This is a genomic window from Paraburkholderia panacisoli (genome assembly GCF_008369935.1).
Taxonomy (GTDB): Bacteria; Pseudomonadota; Gammaproteobacteria; order Burkholderiales; family Burkholderiaceae; genus Paraburkholderia; species Paraburkholderia panacisoli.
The window spans coordinates 63,708-80,883 of sequence record NZ_VTUZ01000015.1 but is presented as its reverse complement, the minus strand read 5'-3'; the positions used below and the strand labels follow the sequence as shown (position 1 = coordinate 80,883).

Below are 17,176 nucleotides of genomic sequence, written 5' to 3'. Positions count from 1 at the left end.
CGATGAGCCCCGTGTTTGTCATCACCGTCCTGCTGTGGATGTCGGTAGCCGGACTCGCGTTCGCGCTCGCGAAACGCGCCGCTTACTGGCGCGAAGGCCGCGCGACCGCGGCGGGCGCCTACGGCTGGACCAATCTGCTGTCGATTCCGAAACGTTACTTCGTCGACCTGCATCACGTGGTGGCGCGCGACCCGTACATCGCGAGAACGCACGTCGCCACCGCCGGCGGAGCGATCCTCGCAATGGCGCTGGTGTTCGTCAATTACGGCCTCGCGATCTACTCGCCGTGGCTCGACAAACTGATCCTGCTGGCCGCGCTGGTGATGCTGGCAGGCGCGGTGTTCGTCTGGCGCCGCCGGCATAGCGCGAAGGCGGTACCGGCGCGGCTCTCGCGCGGGCCATGGGATCAGCTGCCGTTGCTGCTCGGGTCGTTCGCGCTCGGGCTTGCGCTGTTCATCGTGCTGCCCGCGGCTGCGATGTCGGGCGCGCTCGCGGTGGTCGTCGCGCTGCTGATCGCGGCGGGCGCCTTCACGATGACGTTCGGCGCGGCGCGCGGCGGTCCGATGAAGCATGCGCTCGCGGGTCTGCTGCACCTTGCGTTTCATCCGCGCCAGGAGCGCTTCGCCGACCACCGCGAACGCAATGATCGCAGCGAACGCACCGGCCGCTCGGGCCACGATACGGTGCCGCCTACCGCGTTGAAGACGCCGCTGCTCGACGCAAAGGAGTATGGCGTCGGCAAGCCGGTCGAATTTCGCTGGAACCAGTTGCTCGGTTTCGACGCGTGCGTGCAATGCGGCAAGTGCGAGGCGGCATGTCCCGCGTTCGCCGCCGGCCAGCCGCTGAATCCGAAGAAGCTGATTCAGGATCTGGTGACAGGCATGGTCGGCGGCACGGATGCCGACTATGCAGGCAGCCCGACGCCCGGCATCGCGATCGGCAAGCATGCCGGCGCGCCCGGCAAGCCGCTGATTTCGAGCCTGATCGAAGCGGACACGCTCTGGTCCTGCACGACCTGCCGCGCTTGCGTGCAGGAGTGCCCGATGCTGATCGAGCACGTCGACGCGATCGTCGACATGCGGCGCAATCAGACGCTGGTCGAAGGCAGGGTGCCGGGCAAGGGGCCGCTCACTCTAGCGAATCTGCGCGAGACCGGCAGCGCGAACGGCTACGACATCGGCGCGCGTTATGACTGGGCGGTCGATCTGCAGGTGCAGGTCGCGCAGCCGGGACGCCGCGTGGACGTGTTGCTGATTGCCGGCGAAGGCGCGTTCGACATGCGCTATCAGCGCACGCTGCGCGCGCTGGTCAAGGTGCTGAACCGCGCGGGCATCGACTATGCGGTGCTGGGCGGCGTCGAAACCGATACCGGCGACACGGCCCGGCGTCTCGGCGACGAAGCGACTTTCCAGCAGCTCGCGCACAAGCTGATCGGAACGCTGGCGCAGTACTCGTTCGGCAAGATCGTCACCGCCGATCCGCACGTGCTGCATAGCCTGCGCAACGAGTATCGCGCGTTGGGCGGCTTCTATGAGGTGCAGCACCACACCGCGTTGATCGACGAACTGATCGCGAGCGGCAAGCTGTCGCCGCGCGCGGTCGCCGCGGTCACGGAGCGCAAGATCACCTATCACGACCCGTGCTATCTGGGCCGCTATAACGGTGAAACGGAAGCGCCGCGCCGCGTGTTGAAGAGCATCGGCATCAAGGTGGTGGAGATGGAGCGCAACGGCATGCGCGGGCGCTGCTGCGGCGGTGGCGGTGGCGCGCCGTTGACCGATATTCCGGGCAAGCGGCGCATTCCGGATATCCGCATCGACGACGCGCGCGCCACCGGCGCGGAGATCGTCGCGGTGGGCTGCCCGAATTGCACGGCGATGCTCGAAGGCGTGGTGGGGCCGCGTCCGGAAGTGCTGGACGTCGCCGAACTGGTTGCTGCGGCGCTGGAGTGACGCGATGAACACGCTCAAACGAATCGACCCGCGCCGGCCGTTCACGGTGACGGCAGAAGGACTCAGACGCATCACGCTCGGCGCGACCGGTGTGGCGGGTGCGCAGCCAGTCAACCTGCCCGGCGCCGCGCATCACGAACCACCGAAGCCGCGCCGCACGACGGCCGCGCCGCAACGCGCGCTGCTGGTGGCCGCGCACGCGGACCGTGGCGCGCTCGACGAACACGCTCGCCAGACGCTGGCCGGCGCCGCGCTGATCGCCGACGCGAGCACCGAAGTCGTGCTGCTGGTGTTCGGCGAATTCAGCGGCGACGCGGCCGCGCTCGGCGCCGACAAACTGGTCGCGTTGCCGATGTTCGACCGCCGCACGTTCGCGCCGCTCGACGAGGTGAACGCGCTGGCCGCATGCGTTGCGGCGTATGCGCCCATGCATGTCTTCCTGCCTGACAACGCGACCGGCGACGGCGACCTCGGCCGCCGCTACGCGGCTGCCGCCAATGCCAGCGTCGCGACGCATGTCGTCGAGCTGGATGGCGCGCACGTGGCCGCTTATATCCACGCGAATACAGCGCTTGCGGTGCGCGCGTTACCGGACGTCGTGCTGCTCGCGCCGAATGCGGTCGAGCCGAAACTGCCGTTCGTCGGCGCGGGCGAGCGGGTCGAGTGGCGTTTCGACGGCGATGCGGCTGTGTCGCGCAGCGCCGTGCGCGATCTCGGCATCGACGAAATCGACGCGGCGCAACTGGCGCTCGAAGAGGCCGACTTTATCGTGTCGGCGGGCAACGGCGTGAGCGACGTGCCCGCGTTCGAGCGACTGGCGTCCACGCTGGGCGCGGCGATCGGCGCAAGCCGCGTCGCGGTGGACGACGGCAGGTTCACGCGCGACAAGCAGATCGGCGCGACCGGCAAGACCGTCGAGGCAAGCGTGTATATCGCGTTCGGCATTTCCGGCGCGGTGCAGCACTTGCAAGGGATCAAGAGTTGCCGCCACGTGATCGCCGTGAATCTCGACGCCAGCGCGCCGATCGCGAAGCGCGCGAATCTGACCGTGGTCGGCGACGCGCAGGAAACCATCGCGGCGCTCAACGAAGCGGCGGCCGCGGCGCGCAGCGCGCGTGGAACCAGTACTGCGTTGCTCAACTCAACCGCTGTCGCTGAAGGAGCGCTCGCATGAAGATCGCCGTGCTGGTTTCGGTGGGCCGTCATCCGGTGAGCGGCACCGCGCGCTATAGCCGTAACGATGCGGCCGCGCTCACCCTTGCGTTGTCGCTCGCGAAAACGCACGGCGCGACGCTCGACGTGCTGCACGCGGGCGATGCGTCGAACCCTGCGTTGAGCGAGTATCTGGCGCTCGGCGCGCGCGTAGTCGAGGTGCTTGAAATGGGCGGCACGTCCGCCTCGCAGGCCGACGCGGCGACGCTGCTCGCCGCGCGTCTGCGAGGCTACGACCTCGTGCTGACCGGCACGCGCGCGGAAGGCGCGTTCGACAGCGGAATGCTGCCGTATCGCGTCGCGCATGCGCTGCAGATGCCGTTGATCGGCGCTGCCGTCGACCTGAGCCTGCGCGACGGTTGCGCGCAAGTCCGGCAATTCATGCCGAAGGGTTTGCGCCGGCGCGTCGAAGTGCAACTGCCCGCGCTGATCGCGGTGCATCCGTTGGCCAATGCCGCGCCGACCTACGCGTATGCGCGGCTGCGCGAAGGCGCGATACGCCTGGGCGCTGCGCAAACCGCAACAGATCCGCACCCAACCAACCCCGACGACCTTGCATGGACCATCCGTCCCGCGACCGCGAAACCGGTGCGCCTCGCCGCCGCCGAAAAGCGTTCCGGCCATGCCCGCATGCTCTCGGCGACGACGACCGAAAGCCGTGGCGGCAGCGTCGTAATTGAAGGGAGTTGCGTCGAAAAAGCACAAGTGATCCTCGCGTATTTGCGCGAGCATCAACTGGTGGATTACTGAATTCCGGTTCGGGCCAGCATGCGACCAGGAGGGCCTGGCGCGGCGCCAGACGTGACATGCAACGGAGCACACAATGAAAGTTTCGGCAGATGTTCGCGCGATGATCGAACGCCGCAAAAAGAATTACACGCTGGAAGCGCCGTTCTATACGAGCGAGGATATCTTCGCGCTCGACATGGACGCGATCTTCCGTCAGCACTGGATTCAGGTCGCGGTGGAACCGGACGTGCCGGAGCCGGGCGACTACGTCACGGTGGAGCTGGGTCACGATTCGATCCTGATCGTGCGCGACGACGACATGCAGGTGCGGGCGTTTCACAACGTGTGCCGCCATCGCGGCGCGCGCTTGTGCAACGCCAGCAAGGGCTCGCTCGGCAATATCGTGTGCCCGTATCACAGCTGGACGTACAGCCTGAACGGCGATCTGATGTTCGCCGAACACATGGGCGAGCAGTTCGACCGTTGCAAACATAGCCTGAAGGCGGTGCACGTCGAGAATCTCGCGGGACTGATTTTCATCTGCCTCGCCGAGCATCCGCCGACCGACTTCGCCGTGATGCGCGCCGCGATGGAACCGTATCTGCTGCCGCACGATCTGGCCGGCTGCAAGATCGCGGCGTCGATCGACATTATCGAAGAGGGCAACTGGAAGCTCACGATGGAAAACAATCGCGAGTGCTATCACTGCGTCGCGAACCATCCGGAGCTGACCATCTCGCTGTACGAATACGGCTTCGGCTATCAGCGCACGCCCGCCAACGAGGAAGGCATGGCCGCGTTCGAAGAGACCGTCGCGCGGCGCACCGCGCAATGGGAAGCGATGCAGTTGCCGTCGGCGGAAATCGACCGGCTGGCCGATCTCGTCACCGGCTTTCGCACGCAACGCCTGCCGCTCGATCGCGACGGCGAATCGCAAACCCTGGACGCAAGGATCGCGTCGAAGAAGCTGCTGGGCAGTTTCGAGCAGGCCGATCTTGGCGGGCTGTCGTTCTGGACCCAGCCGAATTCGTGGCATCACTTCATGAGCGATCACATCGTCAGCTTTTCGGTGATTCCGCTTTCGGCCGGCAAGACGCTGGTGCGCACCAAGTGGCTCGTGCACAAAGACGCCCGCGAAGGCATCGACTACGACCTCGACAATCTGACCGCCGTGTGGCGCGCGACCAACGATCAGGACCGCTCACTCGTCGAGTATTCGCAGCGAGGAGCGACGAGCAGCGCGTATGAGCCGGGGCCGTATTCGCCGTTCACCGAGGGTCTCGTTGAGAAGTTCTGCGAGTGGTACATCGGCCGTCTCGCGGATTACGGCAATGCGCCGCAAACGCTCGACACCGAGCCGCTTTCGCACGGCGAGAAAGTCGTGTCCTTCATGCGCTGAGCGCGATAGCGCAACCACGAGCGGGAGAGAACAATGATGCGCGATCAGGCGACGTTTCAGCTGAGCACCGAGCCGGTCCTACCGCGCGCCGCGAGCCGTGTCACCCAGCCGAGCTTCTGGGAGACGCTGCCCGCGCGCTGGAACAGCGATGCCGACGACACGCTGGTGTGCTGCCACGTGCGCAACGAAACGCACGATGTGAGGAGCTTTTTCTTCCGCGCACCGTCCGAGCGCGCGTTCGTATTCGAGCCGGGGCAGTTCATCACGCTGGAGCTGGAAATAGACGGCGAAGCGATCAACCGCTGCTATACGATCTCGTCGCCGCCGACGCGGCCGCACACGATCTCGATCACCGTGAAGCGCGTGCCGGGCGGCAAGGTGTCGAACTGGCTGCACGACCATCTGCACGCGGGCATGCAAGTGCGCGTGCTGGGGCCGTCCGGCGAGTTCACCTGCGCGCGGCATCCGGCGCGCAAGTTTCTGTTCCTCTCGGCGGGCTCGGGCATCACGCCGCTGATGTCGATGAGCCGGGCGCATCACGAACTTGGCGAGGATAGCGACATCGTGTTCGTGCACAGCGCCCGTACGCCGGACGACATCATCTTCGCGCGCGAACTCGATCTGATCGCGTCGAATCAGGCGCATTTCCGCACGGCATTCGTTTGCGAGCGCGTCGGTGCGCGCACCAACTGGCCTGGCGTGACCGGCTTTCTGAGCTTGCCGCTGCTCAAGCTGATCGCGCCGGACTTTCTGGAGCGCGAGGTTTTCACGTGCGGGCCCGCGCCGTATATGCAGGCAGTGCGCAAGCTGCTGGACGAGGGCGGTTTCGATCGCGGCCATTATCACGAGGAAAGCTTTTCGTTCGAGACCGTCAGCGAAGTGGCCGCGCAATTGACTACGATGCATGTCGCCGACGGGTTGCAGCACGCGAACGCGCCCGTGACTGCCGGGAGCTTTGCCGAGGCGCATGCGCAGGCAGCGGAGTTCGAACCGCCGCCCGAAGCCGCCCCGGTCGAGACGGAAACGCGCTTCAAGGTGAGCTTCGTCAAAAGCCACCGCGAGATCGAATGCGCGAGCGGCCAGCACGTGCTCGACGCGGCGAAGAAGTCCGGCGTGCGGCTGCCCGCGTCGTGCACGCAAGGCATGTGCGGCACCTGCAAGGTCAAGCTAGTGTCCGGTGAAGTCGCGATGAAACACGCGGGCGGCATTCGCCAGCGTGAGATCGATCAGGGTATGGTGCTGCTGTGCTGCAGCAAGCCTTTGAGCGATCTCGTCGTCGATAAGTAAGAGGTAAGCAGGAAGCGCACGCAAACCAGGGGCCGAAGTCGCGCGCGGACAACTGCATGTCGCAAATCAACGCTACCTGGCAATTCTGGCTGGCGATTCTAAATGTTCAATGGGTTGTTTTGTTGAAGGCAAACGGGAGAACGGCGATGAGACTGATCAGAAAGATATTCGTGGCGAGCGCGTTGAGCGCAGCGCTGGCGGCAAGCACCGTGAGCGTATCGGCCGATACGAAACCGACCATCAAGATCGGCTACGTGGAAGGCTGGGACGACAGCGTCGCGACCTCCAACGTGGCCGCGCGCGTGATCGAAAAGCGCCTCGGCTATCAGGTGCAGCTCGTGCCGGTCGCGGCCGGCGTGATGTGGCAGGGTGTGGCGCGCGGCGACCTCGACGCGACGCTGTCCGCGTGGCTGCCGGTCACGCATGGCGCTTACTGGAACAACTTCAAGGACAAGGTGGTCGACCTCGGCCCGAACTTCAACGACGCGAAGATCGGCTTGATCGTGCCGGATAACGCGGATGTGAAGACGGTCGGCGATCTGGAGGCGAAGAAAGCGGAGTTCGGCGCGCGCATTGTCGGCATCGACGCGGGCGCGGGCGTGATGCAGAAAACCTCCGAGGCGATCAAGGCCTATGGGCTCGACTATCAGTTGATGCCGAGTTCGGGCAGCGCGATGACCGCGGAACTGGCGCGCTCGGAAGCGGCGAGCAAACCGATCATCGTGACCGGGTGGAAACCGCACTGGATGTTCGCGAAGTACAAGCTCAAATTCCTGGACGATCCGAAGAAGGTGTTCGGCGAGGCCGAGCACGTGGACAGCGTGGTGAATCCCGATCTGGAGAAAAAGGCGCCGCCGGTCGTCGCGTTCCTGAAGAAGTTCCAATGGAAGCCGGGTGAGATCGACAGCGTCATGCTGGCGACGCAGAACGGCGAAAAGCCGACCGCCGCCGCCGATGCGTGGATCAGCGCACACGGCGATCGCGTGGATAGCTGGGTGAAGTGATCGCGTGAGTCGGGTGAACGGAGCGCCGCTTTTCAGCGGCGCTTTTTTTATTGCAGCACCACGGTCCGATCGCCGTTGATGAACACCCGCCGTTCGACAAACGCCTTGACCGCTCGCGCGAGCGTCAGGCACTCGACATCGCGCCCCGTCGCGAGCAGCCGTTCCGGGCTGTACGAATGATCGACGCGTTCGACGCTCTGCTCGATGATCGGCCCTTCGTCGAGATCGTCGGTGACGAAGTGGGCCGTCGCGCCGATCAGTTTGACGCCGCGCGCATGCGCCTGGTGATAAGGCTTCGCGCCCTTGAAGCCGGGCAGGAACGAATGGTGGATGTTGATGGCGCGCGCGGCGAGCGCGCGGCTCGTCGCGCCGGACAGAATCTGCATGTAGCGCGCGAGAATCATCAATTCCGCCCCCGACGTCTCGAACAGATCGAGCAAGCGCGCTTCCTGCTGCGGCTTCGTGTCGGGCGTGATCGGCAGATGATGAAACGGTAGGCCGTGCTGTTGCGCGAGCGGTTCGAGGTCGCGATGATTCGAGCCGATGCCGACGATATCCATCTTCAGTTCGCCCATGCGCCAGCGAAACAGCAGATCGGCAAGACAGTGCTCCAGCTTCGAGACCATGATCAGCACTTTGGGCCGCGTGCCGACATCGTGCAGCGCCCATGTCATTCCGAAGCGCTCGGCGATCGGCGTGAATTCGCGCTGCAGCGCGGCGACGTGCAGCGTTTCGCCGCTATCGGTACTACCGGTGCCATGAAAGACGCAGCGCACGAAGAAGCGTTCGCTGAGGTCGTCGTCGAACACGGTGAGTTCGTCGATATAGCAATGATGCCGGTCGAGAAAGCCGACGACGGCGGCAACCTGGCCCGCCGCGCTCGGACACGCGACGGTGAGGACCAGTTGAGCGGGACGGGAATCGGCGGACATGCGCTCTCCAGATGGGCGAAAAGGCGACACCGCGACATGCGGCATCCATCCTCGCAGTAGAGCAAGGCAGCGGCCCGCGCGGATAGAAGCTAAGCGCCGTTGCGCTGGAACGGGAGCGTCAGCGTTGCAGCCGACGACGCTTCATGCGGCGCCCGCGAGCCGCTGCTTGAGCGTGTCGATCAACGCGCGCACTTTCGCCGGCGGATGACTGGTCGGCGGAAACACCGCCTGGATGCTCGCGGATTCGGTCGCCCACTGCGGCAGCAGGCGGATCAGCCGACCGGCCGCGAGATCGCCGCCGCACGAAAAGTCGGTCAACAGCCCGAAGCCGCCGCCCGCGAGCGTCGCCGCGCGGCAGGCGTCGGCGGTGTTGGTCAGAAACGCGTTTTCGCAGCGCACGCTTTGCGTTTCGCCGTCGCCGTCGCTGCGCCGCAGATCGAGCGTCAGCGGGCGCGGCAGCACCGTCAATGCGCAGAAAGGCAACCCGGGCAAGTCGGCGGGCGTGCGCGGCGGGCCCCATGTGCCGATGAACTCCGGACTCGCGACGAGCCATTTGACGAAACTGCCGAGCTTCACCGCGCGGTAATTGGAATCCGCGAGCCGGCCGAGGCGGATCGCGACGTCGATGCCGTCCGCGATCAGATCCACGTATTGATCGGTGCACAGCAATTCGACATCGAGTTGCGGATGCGTGCGGCGCAGTTCGACCAAGGCGGGCGCGACCACCAGCGCGCCGTAGTCGATCGGCGAACTGACGCGCAACGTGCCGCGCACCGGGGATGCTTCGCCGCTGACCGCATTCAGCGCTTCTTCGGCCGCGCGCAGAATCTTCACGCTCGCTTCGTAGAATGCGCGTCCCGCCTCCGTGACGCCCAGACGCCGCGTGGTGCGCACCAGCAGGCTCGCGCCCACTTCGGCTTCGAGCCGCTGCATATGCGTGCTGACCATCGTCTTGGCGAGTCCCAGCCGGGCTGCGGCGGCGGTCAGCGATCCCGCGTCGACGACCGCGACGAAGATCGCCAGGCGGTTCAGGTTTACGTCGCGTACGTCGGCCATGGTCGATTGTCCATCTTCGATTGAATGTGTTTCCCGGATTATCGGGCTTCCGCCGCATGATGCGTGCGCCTATCCTCGTTGCACACCTCACAGAACACGGAGTCCCGACATGCCCGCTGCCAAACCCGCCCAGCCGATCCGGTTGCATACGACCCTGCTTTCCGGACACGGGCATCGGGTGAAGCTGTTCCTGTCGCTGCTCGACCTGCCGTTCGAGGTCGTCGAACTGGACATGAGAGCGGGCGATAACCGCAAGCCGGACTATCTGGCGCTGAACCCGTTCGGCCAGGTGCCGACGATCCAGGACGGTGACGTCACGCTGTTCGATTCGAATGCGATTCTCGTCTATCTGGCAAAGCGGTACGGCGACCCGTCGTGGTTGCCGGACGACCCGCTCGGCGCGGCGGCGGTGCAGCGGTGGCTTTCGCTCGCCGCCGGGCAGATTGCCTATGGGCCGTGCGCCGCGCGGCTCGTGACGGTGTTCGGCGCGCCGCTCGATCATCAGAACGCGAAGAACATCGCGGGCAAACTGTTCGATGTGATCGAACAGGAACTGGCCGCCAAGCCGTTCGCGGCAGGCGATCATGCGACGATTGCCGATATTGCGGCGCATACCTATATCGCGCACGCGCCGGAAGGCGGGGTGTCGCTGCAGGCGTATCCGAACATTCGTGCGTGGCTGCGCCGAGTGGAGGCATTGCCGCGTTTCATCGCGATGCCGTCGACCAAAGCGGGACTGCTCGCGGCGTGAATGTGGCAACAACGTCGCGTCAGTGCTGCATCGGCGACGATTTTCTTCTTTGACTGGAGTCCGATCATGTCGGCTTTTATCCCGTTGGATGGCTGGGGCGTGGAGACTTCACCGTTTCATGCGGGCGAGCTGGCTGTGCAGCAGCGCGTCGGGGTGAGTAGCCAGGCGGAGTCGATCGGACGTCGGGGGATTCGCCGTTACATGCCGGAGCAGCATCGGCGGTTCTTCGCCGAGCAGCCGTTCATGGTGTTCGGCGGCGTCGATGGGCAGGGCCAGCCGTGGGCGACGCTGCGCGCCGCCGCGCCGGGGTTCGTGTCGACGCCGGATGCGCGAACGCTGCGCATCGAAGGCGGCGTGTTGCCCGGCGATCCGCTCGCGGGGCACTGGCAGAGTGGCGCGATGATCGGCGGGCTTGGACTGCAGCCGCAGACCCGGCGCCGCAACCGGATCAACGGCGTGGTGCAGTCGGCGCAAGGGGACACGTTGCTGGTCGGCGTGACGCAGAGCTTTGGCAACTGCGCGAAGTACATCCAGAGCCGTACGCCGACCTTCATCGAGCGCGGCGCGCAGGTGCCCGCTCAAGCCACGCAAGTGGCGACGCACCTCGGCGACGCGGACCGCGAGCTATTGGCGCGGGCGGACACGTTTTTCATTGCGAGCGCGAATCTCGCGCAAGAGGCGGGGCTCGCGCGCGGCGTCGATGTGTCGCATCGCGGCGGTGCGCCGGGCTTCGTTCGTGTCGACGACGCGAACACACTGACGACCCCCGACTACAGCGGCAATCGCTTCTTCAATACGATCGGCAACCTGATTCATGATCCGCGAGCCGGTTTGCTGTTCATCGACTTCGCGACGGGCGATCTGCTTTATCTCGCGGTGCGGGCCGAAGTGGTGTGGGACGGCGCAGAACTCGCGGCCTTCGAAGGCGCGGAGCGGCTCGTCCGGTTTCATATCGACGAAGTGCGGCGCAGTCGCGGCGCGTTGCCGTTCCGGTGGTCCGAGGCCGAACTGGCTCCGCAGTTTGCGTCGGCGAGGCGTGAGCCGGAGAGTCAGCCGTCGTGGCAGAAGCTGAAGGTCGCGGCGGTCGTCGACGAAACGCCATCGGTTCGCTCGTTTTACTTCGAATCGGTCGACGGTGCGCCTTTGCCGTCGTTCAAGGCAGGGCAGTTTCTGCCGATTCGCGTGCCGGTATCAGGTTCGGATGCGCCACTTCTGCGCACCTATACGCTCTCCGACTCGCACGACGTACGTCGCTATCGGATCAGCGTGAAACGCGAGGGTGTTGCGTCGAACTGGTTACACGATCATCTCGAAGGGGGTGTGCAGATCGAAGCGAGAAAGCCGACTGGCAGGTTCATCTACGACGAACACAGCCCGCGGCCTGCGGTGTTCATTTCCGCCGGCATCGGCATCACGCCGATGATCGCCATGCTGCATCGTGCGTTGCAATCATCGGGAAGCGGCGAAGCGCATCGCGCATCCAGGCGCTTATTCTTTTTTCACGGCGCGCGTAGCGATCGCGAACGGCCTTTCAGTGCTCATCTGAAAGACCTTGCGACGCGTAATCCGGCGGTTTCGCTGCATCTGTTCGACAGCGCGGAAGGACGGGCAGAAGGTGTGTCGGGCGGGCGAGTGACCATCGACGCGTTAAAACGCGTGCTGCCCTTCGACGACTACGACTTCTATTTATGCGGCCCCGCCCAGTTCATGCGTGACATGTACGAAGGACTGCGCGGCCTGAATGTCGCGGACGAGCGGATTCGTCTCGAGGCGTTCGGTCCTGCCAGCGTGAAGCGCACGGTGGCCAGTAAGGAAACACCGGCCTCGGACTCGAAGGCGCATGACGCCATACCTGTGACGTTCGCGCGTTCGGCGCGCACGGTTGCGTGGCGGCCGCATGACGGAAGTCTGCTGGAGTTCGTTGAAGCGCATGGCGTCGAAGCGCGTTCGAGTTGCCGCTCGGGCATGTGCGGCACGTGCTCGACGCGTCTGTTGTCCGGCAAGGTTCAATATGACGGTGAAATCGAAGCGCCGATTGAACCAGACCATGCGCTCATCTGCATGGCGCATCCGGTGCCTGGTGACGCAGAAGTCGTGTTGGACCTGTAAGCGGAAAAAAGCGCATTGAATATTCGCAGGCCTGACTATCTGATCGGATGCGCAAATATCTCGCTCGTATCCACGATACAACGAATGAAATAATCAGCGGGACGCGTCAGTATTGCGCCTTCTCGTTGCATCAATTGCAGTTTGGCGTGCTGTGACGTTTCGATGAAATCGAGTTGGCGAAACTGCCCGTTCGCATTCGCAAGTTCGAGCGTGTGCGACGCCCGAGCGAAATCGCAAGGCTGTAACGCAGCGATTGCGATGTGCACCGCGTAATACGACGCGGTGCGGGCAAGCCGGCCTCGCTGAGCAGCGGCATATGCTTGCGAAAGCTCTCATATGCATCCGGCAGCAAGGTCAGCGCGGCGAGCGGCGACACGCCCACCGTCAAAGGCGGTGCCAGGCGTGCGGTCCGTCAATAGCCGTCTTACGGTGCGCAGCGAAATCACCGGACGCGGTAGCCAGTAGTCTCGCGTGGTCCGGCCGATACGTACACGCCGTCGGTCTTGCAGCCGATCGCCTTATATCTGCAAGGTGTTTTTTTAACCTTTCGTCTTTCATAATGACGCGCAGGTTCTGATCTGGACCGGCAATCAGATTGATATTCTCGAGCGGGTTGCCGTCGAGTTGAGCCTTCGCAGATTATCGTTTATGCAAGACCAACGCAAAGCAGAGCGCGATTTTGGCGAGGCTTAGCTCGTCATGCGAACCCCGAACGAAATGATCGGCAACAGAACCGCAGTACTAATCGAATTGTCAAATTTCGAAACTACATCGATCATTTAAAGAAAAATTTGCTTGCCGCGGTCTAAAAACGGGCTATGCTCATGTCACTGACTGCGCCAATGAATCTCGAGAGTTCGGATAAATGTACTCTGCAATCCGAACGATTTCCACGTGCGCCGTACTCAGCCTGAAAAGGCAGTAGTAAAGACTCGCTGATGAAGCTAAGGACCGACCTCGCCCGGGCGCGAGCGGCACGAAGTGGGAAGTCGTGCCGACGGTGAGCGTCAACTATGACCGGTTCTTCCTGGGTTCAAATGCGGATGCCGCGTCGCTATTGTCACTCGGTGCTTATCTCTATCGCGACAGCAACTGGCGCGTGGGCGCCGCCATCACGTACGACTTCATAGAACCACGCAGCGAATCCGACGATGCGCGTTTGCACGGCCTCGGCGATGTCAAGAGGACCGCGCACGCTGAACTATTCGGCGTGTTTACGTACGACTTCGTCACCGCGCGCGCGAGTGTGTTGACCGATATTGCCGGCAATGACCGCGGCACGGTGGCGACGTTCGATCTGATGGGCAAATACGAGCCTGTCACGGGGTTGACGCTAAGCGCCGGGCCGGGTTTGACGTGGGCGAGCAGCAATTACAATCAGACGTATTTCGGCGTGAACGCCGAGCAGAGCGCCCGCTCCGGATTGCCGGGCTTTTCGGCAGGTTCCGGCTTGAACCAGGTGCGCTTCTCGATTGGCGCCCTTTACCGGATTGCGCCGCGCTGGAATGTCGGCGCAAGTGTGGCCTTTGCGTGGCTGCGCGGCGACGCAAGCGACAGCCCGATTACCGAGAAAACCAGTCAGATTTCGTATGGCATCTTTTGCGCTTATCTGTTCTGAAGCCGGCGAGGGCCAAACGAAGGTCGTGAGTCAGGTGCTCGACGCCGGCGTCGACGTGAACCGGGCCTACAAGAACGATCTCACTGCGCTGATGTGGGCCGCGGGATACGATCGCGCGGAGACCGTCGAGTTGCTGCTCGCGCGCGGCGCGAACCGGTCGTTGAAGGACAACCGGGGCATGACGGCGAAAGATATCGCGGTGCAGACGAAATCGGATCGGATTACGGAACTCTTGTCTGCGGGCTAGGCGCGGCAGTTCCAGGAGGTTGGAACATGGCGTTGCAACCTTGCCGTTACTTCGCGTGCGTGAGGCGCCGCTCCTGCGCGAGAATCGCCGGTAACGCTTCGAACGAGTCGATCAGTGCATCGCAACGTAATGCTTCGGCGCCGGTCTCGCCGGCATAGCCATAGCTGACGATGAACACAGGCAGGCCCGCGGCTCGCGCCGCTGCAACGTCGACAGGCGAATCGCCGACCAGCGCGCAATGAGCGGGGTCGGCATCGAGCAGGCGGCAGGCGTGCCAAAGGGGCTCGGGAGAGGGCTTCATGCTGGCCAACGTGTCGCCCGCGACCAGCACGTCCAGATAGTTACCGAGGCCGGTCCTCGCCAGTAGCGAAGCGGCCAGCGCCTCAGGTTTGTTGGTCACGCAAGCGCTGCGGTAACCTCGCTCCCGCAATCCGCGCAGCCCGGCTGTCACGCCGGGAAATACCCTGCTTAACTGTCCGTTCGTATCGGCATAGTGCTGTTCAAACACGCGGAGGGCCCGCTCGATATCGAACTGCTGGTCGATGCCCGCCGATGCCAGCGAGCGTCGCACGAGATTCGGCACGCCGTTGCCGATAAACCCGCTCACCGTGTCGAACGGCAGCGGGGTTATGCCGAAGTCCTCCAGCATACGGCTGACGGCCGCGACGATGTCCGGTGCGGTGTCGACCATCGTGCCGTCCAGATCGATCAGCACGGCATCGAAGTGGCGGTCCGCTACCATGGCGAGCTTGCCTGCGATCGATCCGCGTCCGGCGCCACGCGCGGAATCGAATCGGTCAGCGACGCAGCGTCCCGATGCCAGCGGCGCAGCGTCTGCAGATCCACCCAGCGATGCTGTTCGCCGCGCACCGGCTGAAGGATCGGCGTCTGCGGATCGCCGAGATGAGGCAGCACGGCCAGCGCGCCATCAAAGCAGTCCTGCGCTGTGTACGCGGTCGGCGTGACGATGGTCGGCACATGCGCGGCGCACGCCGCAAGCAGACCGTTGCGGGAGTCCTCGAAGGCAAGACAAGCCGCGGCTGGCAGATCGAGCTGCTCGAGCACATGCTGATAGACGTCGGGGGCGGGCTTCTTTGCGTGCGTGGTGCCGGCGTCGCCAATTGCCGCGAAGCGCGTGCGCCAGGCCGCGCCGAAATGGACTTGCAGCAGGGCGTCCAGATTGGCGGGTGTCGTGGTCGTCGCGATGGCCACCCTGATGCCGGCCGCCTGCGCCTGCGCCATCAGACGCGCAATGCCGGGGCGCAGCGGCAAGCCGCTGGCGCTCACCCGTTCGGTGTAGTGGCGGGTCTTGAGCGCGTGGACCGTCTCGACGACTGCCAGCGCGTTCGCGCCATCGGCTGCTTCCCGCTCGACCATCCGCCAGTAGTGAAGCAGGCGTTCCTTGCCGCCGGCCACCTTGAGAAGGCGGGTGTAGAGCGCCTCGTCCCAGAACCAGTCGAGCCTCGCCTGCGCAAAAGCGGCATTGAAGGCTTGCAGATGAGCGGTCTCGGTATCGGCGAGCGTGCCGTCGACGTCGAAGATAAGAGCTTGCATCGCGCGGTCCTCGCCAGGGTGATATGCGGTTCAGACACGCATCACGATAGCGGAGCCACAGGCCGATTTGAATTCAGAGATTCTTTCGCCGTCGATAAGCCACTCTTTGGGTGCTCGCGCCGCGATGAGCGTACGAGCCGCCGTGCTATTTTTTGGGCTGAGGGTTGGTCACGAAGCCGATCTTCGTCAGACCGCCAGTCTGGGCGGCGGACATCACATCCGCGATTCGCTCATAAGGCACTTTCCGGTCGGCACGCAAATGCAGTTCCGGCTGAGGCGTTGCATGAGCGGCCTGCGCGATCCGCGCGCGCAATCCGTCGTCGGTCACGGCATGACCGTCCCATAGAATCGAACCGTCGGCTTGCACGGCGAGGTCAACGTGGGCGGGTTTGACGGCTTCCGGCTGGCTGTTCACCCGGGGAAGATCGATCCTCACCGCATGTTGCATGGCGGGAATGGTGACGAGAAAGATGATCAGCAAAACCAGCATGACGTCGACCAGCGGCGTCATGTTGATCTCGTTCATCAGCCCCTGTTCGTCGTCGTCGGAGAACGGGCTCATTGCCATCTGAAGTCTCCGTCACGGGTTGCGCTGCCGCTGCGCGGCACGACGCGCACCTCCGGAGCGGCGCTCGAAGGCAATTGCGAGCCGGTCACGAAGTACGCGTGCAGTCCGTGCGCAAAGCGCTTCAGGCGCGCGACGATCGACCTGTTTGCGCGCGTCAGCCCGTTGTAGCCGAGCACGGCGGGAATCGCCACGAAGAGGCCGAAAGCCGTCATGATCAGTGACTCGCCGACCGGTCCCGCCACGTGGTCGATGGAGGTCTGGCCGGTCTCGCCGATCACGATCAGCGCATGATAGATACCCCACACGGTGCCGAAGAGCCCGACAAAGGGCGCCGTGCTGCCGATCGACGCGAGGATCGCGAGGCCGCTTTGCAGGCGCGCGATCGTTTCGTCCATCGTGTCCTGCAAGCGGCGCGTGATCCAGTCGGATACGTCGATACGGTCGTGCAGATGCTGCTGGGTCTGCCGATGGTGCGTCGCCGCTTCGTGGCCCGCGAGCGCGAGTGCGAGCAGCGGATTATCGCGCGCTGTCGACTCTGGATGACCGAGACTGCGCAACCCGTCATCGAAGCGGTCCGCGCTCCAGAAGCGCGCGTCGCTCTGCCGGGCGACGCGCCGCAGCCGCATCAATTGCAGTAGCTTGATGATGATGACCGTCCACGACATGACCGACATGATCACCAGCACGCTCAGAATGCCCCGTGTGACCAGATCGCCAGATTCCCAGACATTTGCGAGTCCGTAATGTTGCATGGTCGT

General features: G+C 64.2%; 14 protein-coding genes and 2 pseudogenes. 10 read left to right on the top strand and 6 right to left on the bottom strand.

The window, feature by feature from the left end; translation table 11 throughout:
- The first annotated feature begins 2 nt into the window (after positions 1-2).
- The 6 genes from FVF58_RS22695 (at position 3) to FVF58_RS22670 (ending at position 7,583) form a co-directional block, all read left to right on the top strand.
- Positions 3-1,952 carry a (Fe-S)-binding protein gene (locus FVF58_RS22695; protein ID WP_149672089.1) on the top strand — a complete coding sequence of 650 codons (1,950 nt, stop codon included), beginning with the start codon at positions 3-5 and terminating at the stop codon, positions 1,950-1,952.
- A 4-nt stretch (positions 1,953-1,956) separates the two neighbouring features.
- Positions 1,957-3,126, top strand: coding sequence for an electron transfer flavoprotein subunit alpha/FixB family protein (locus tag FVF58_RS22690; RefSeq protein ID WP_149672088.1), 1,170 nt, complete (start codon positions 1,957-1,959; stop codon positions 3,124-3,126).
- Entirely contained in the window at positions 3,123-3,914 is a 792-nt protein-coding gene (locus tag FVF58_RS22685) for an electron transfer flavoprotein subunit beta/FixA family protein (protein WP_149672087.1), read from the top strand. The genes FVF58_RS22690 and FVF58_RS22685 overlap by 4 nt, the downstream gene beginning before the upstream one ends.
- Before the next feature lie 73 nt (positions 3,915-3,987).
- The gene (locus FVF58_RS22680; RefSeq protein WP_149672086.1) at positions 3,988-5,292 is read left to right on the top strand and encodes an aromatic ring-hydroxylating oxygenase subunit alpha; all 1,305 of its coding nucleotides are present in this window, start codon (positions 3,988-3,990) and stop codon (positions 5,290-5,292) included.
- A gap of 33 nt (positions 5,293-5,325) precedes the next feature.
- Complete coding sequence (locus FVF58_RS22675) at positions 5,326-6,579, top strand: FAD-binding oxidoreductase (RefSeq protein WP_149672085.1); 1,254 nt, start codon at positions 5,326-5,328, stop codon at positions 6,577-6,579.
- A gap of 146 nt (positions 6,580-6,725) precedes the next feature.
- Positions 6,726-7,583: a glycine betaine ABC transporter substrate-binding protein gene (locus FVF58_RS22670; RefSeq protein ID WP_149672084.1), complete on the top strand. Its 858-nt coding sequence runs from the start codon at positions 6,726-6,728 to the stop codon at positions 7,581-7,583.
- A gap of 47 nt (positions 7,584-7,630) precedes the next feature.
- Here the strand turns inward: FVF58_RS22670 and purU are convergent, their stop codons facing one another.
- Both purU and FVF58_RS22660 read right to left on the bottom strand, forming a co-directional pair.
- A complete protein-coding gene (gene purU, locus FVF58_RS22665; RefSeq protein ID WP_149672083.1) occupies positions 7,631-8,515 on the bottom strand; it encodes a formyltetrahydrofolate deformylase in 885 nt (294 codons plus the stop codon).
- Between the two features lie 141 nt (positions 8,516-8,656).
- Positions 8,657-9,571, bottom strand: coding sequence for a LysR family transcriptional regulator (locus FVF58_RS22660; protein ID WP_149672082.1), 915 nt, complete (start codon positions 9,569-9,571; stop codon positions 8,657-8,659).
- A 109-nt stretch (positions 9,572-9,680) separates the two neighbouring features.
- Between FVF58_RS22660 and FVF58_RS22655 the strand changes: the two genes are divergently transcribed.
- The 4 genes and pseudogenes from FVF58_RS22655 to FVF58_RS22640 all read left to right on the top strand — a co-directional run.
- Positions 9,681-10,322, top strand: a complete 642-nt coding sequence (locus FVF58_RS22655) for a glutathione S-transferase family protein (RefSeq protein ID WP_149672081.1) — start codon at positions 9,681-9,683, stop codon at positions 10,320-10,322.
- Between the two features lie 66 nt (positions 10,323-10,388).
- Positions 10,389-12,431 carry a pyridoxamine 5'-phosphate oxidase family protein gene (locus tag FVF58_RS22650; RefSeq protein ID WP_149672080.1) on the top strand — a complete coding sequence of 681 codons (2,043 nt, stop codon included), beginning with the start codon at positions 10,389-10,391 and terminating at the stop codon, positions 12,429-12,431.
- Positions 12,432-13,404: 973 nt separating this feature from the next.
- Positions 13,405-14,049, top strand: a pseudogene (locus FVF58_RS22645) (MipA/OmpV family protein); the annotation flags it as partial.
- Position 14,050: 1 nt separating this feature from the next.
- Positions 14,051-14,296: pseudogene (locus FVF58_RS22640) on the top strand (ankyrin repeat domain-containing protein); the annotation flags it as partial.
- A 46-nt stretch (positions 14,297-14,342) separates the two neighbouring features.
- Here the strand turns inward: FVF58_RS22640 and gph are convergent.
- The 4 genes from gph to FVF58_RS22620 all read right to left on the bottom strand — a co-directional run bounded on the left by gph (position 14,343) and on the right by FVF58_RS22620 (position 17,170).
- Entirely contained in the window at positions 14,343-15,038 is a 696-nt protein-coding gene (gph, locus tag FVF58_RS22635; RefSeq protein WP_149672078.1) for a phosphoglycolate phosphatase, read from the bottom strand.
- Entirely contained in the window at positions 15,032-15,850 is an 819-nt protein-coding gene (locus tag FVF58_RS22630) for an HAD-IA family hydrolase (RefSeq protein ID WP_149672077.1), read from the bottom strand. Before FVF58_RS22630 ends, gph begins: the two co-directional genes overlap by 7 nt.
- A 145-nt stretch (positions 15,851-15,995) precedes the next feature.
- On the bottom strand, positions 15,996-16,418 hold the full coding sequence (locus FVF58_RS22625; protein ID WP_149672076.1) for an ExbD/TolR family protein: 423 nt from the start codon (positions 16,416-16,418) through the stop codon (positions 15,996-15,998).
- On the bottom strand, positions 16,409-17,170 hold the full coding sequence (locus tag FVF58_RS22620; protein ID WP_149672075.1) for a MotA/TolQ/ExbB proton channel family protein: 762 nt from the start codon (positions 17,168-17,170) through the stop codon (positions 16,409-16,411). The genes FVF58_RS22625 and FVF58_RS22620 overlap by 10 nt, the downstream gene beginning before the upstream one ends.
- Positions 17,171-17,176 lie beyond the last annotated feature (6 nt).

Excerpts from the sequence above, each read along its gene's own strand:
- FVF58_RS22695 (WP_149672089.1), top strand. The coding sequence starts at position 3 with ATGAGCCCCGTGTTTGTCATCACCGTCCTGCTGTGGATGTCGGTAGCC.
- FVF58_RS22690 (WP_149672088.1), top strand. The coding sequence starts at position 1,957 with ATGAACACGCTCAAACGAATCGACCCGCGCCGGCCGTTCACGGTGACG.
- FVF58_RS22685 (WP_149672087.1), top strand. The coding sequence starts at position 3,123 with ATGAAGATCGCCGTGCTGGTTTCGGTGGGCCGTCATCCGGTGAGCGGC.
- FVF58_RS22680 (WP_149672086.1), top strand. The coding sequence starts at position 3,988 with ATGAAAGTTTCGGCAGATGTTCGCGCGATGATCGAACGCCGCAAAAAG.
- FVF58_RS22675 (WP_149672085.1), top strand. The coding sequence starts at position 5,326 with ATGATGCGCGATCAGGCGACGTTTCAGCTGAGCACCGAGCCGGTCCTA.
- FVF58_RS22670 (WP_149672084.1), top strand. The coding sequence starts at position 6,726 with ATGAGACTGATCAGAAAGATATTCGTGGCGAGCGCGTTGAGCGCAGCG.
- purU (WP_149672083.1), bottom strand. The coding sequence starts at position 8,515 with ATGTCCGCCGATTCCCGTCCCGCTCAACTGGTCCTCACCGTCGCGTGT.
- FVF58_RS22660 (WP_149672082.1), bottom strand. The coding sequence starts at position 9,571 with ATGGCCGACGTACGCGACGTAAACCTGAACCGCCTGGCGATCTTCGTC.
- FVF58_RS22655 (WP_149672081.1), top strand. The coding sequence starts at position 9,681 with ATGCCCGCTGCCAAACCCGCCCAGCCGATCCGGTTGCATACGACCCTG.
- FVF58_RS22650 (WP_149672080.1), top strand. The coding sequence starts at position 10,389 with ATGTCGGCTTTTATCCCGTTGGATGGCTGGGGCGTGGAGACTTCACCG.
- gph (WP_149672078.1), bottom strand. The coding sequence starts at position 15,038 with ATGGTAGCGGACCGCCACTTCGATGCCGTGCTGATCGATCTGGACGGC.
- FVF58_RS22630 (WP_149672077.1), bottom strand. The coding sequence starts at position 15,850 with ATGCAAGCTCTTATCTTCGACGTCGACGGCACGCTCGCCGATACCGAG.
- FVF58_RS22625 (WP_149672076.1), bottom strand. The coding sequence starts at position 16,418 with ATGGCAATGAGCCCGTTCTCCGACGACGACGAACAGGGGCTGATGAAC.
- FVF58_RS22620 (WP_149672075.1), bottom strand. The coding sequence starts at position 17,170 with ATGCAACATTACGGACTCGCAAATGTCTGGGAATCTGGCGATCTGGTC.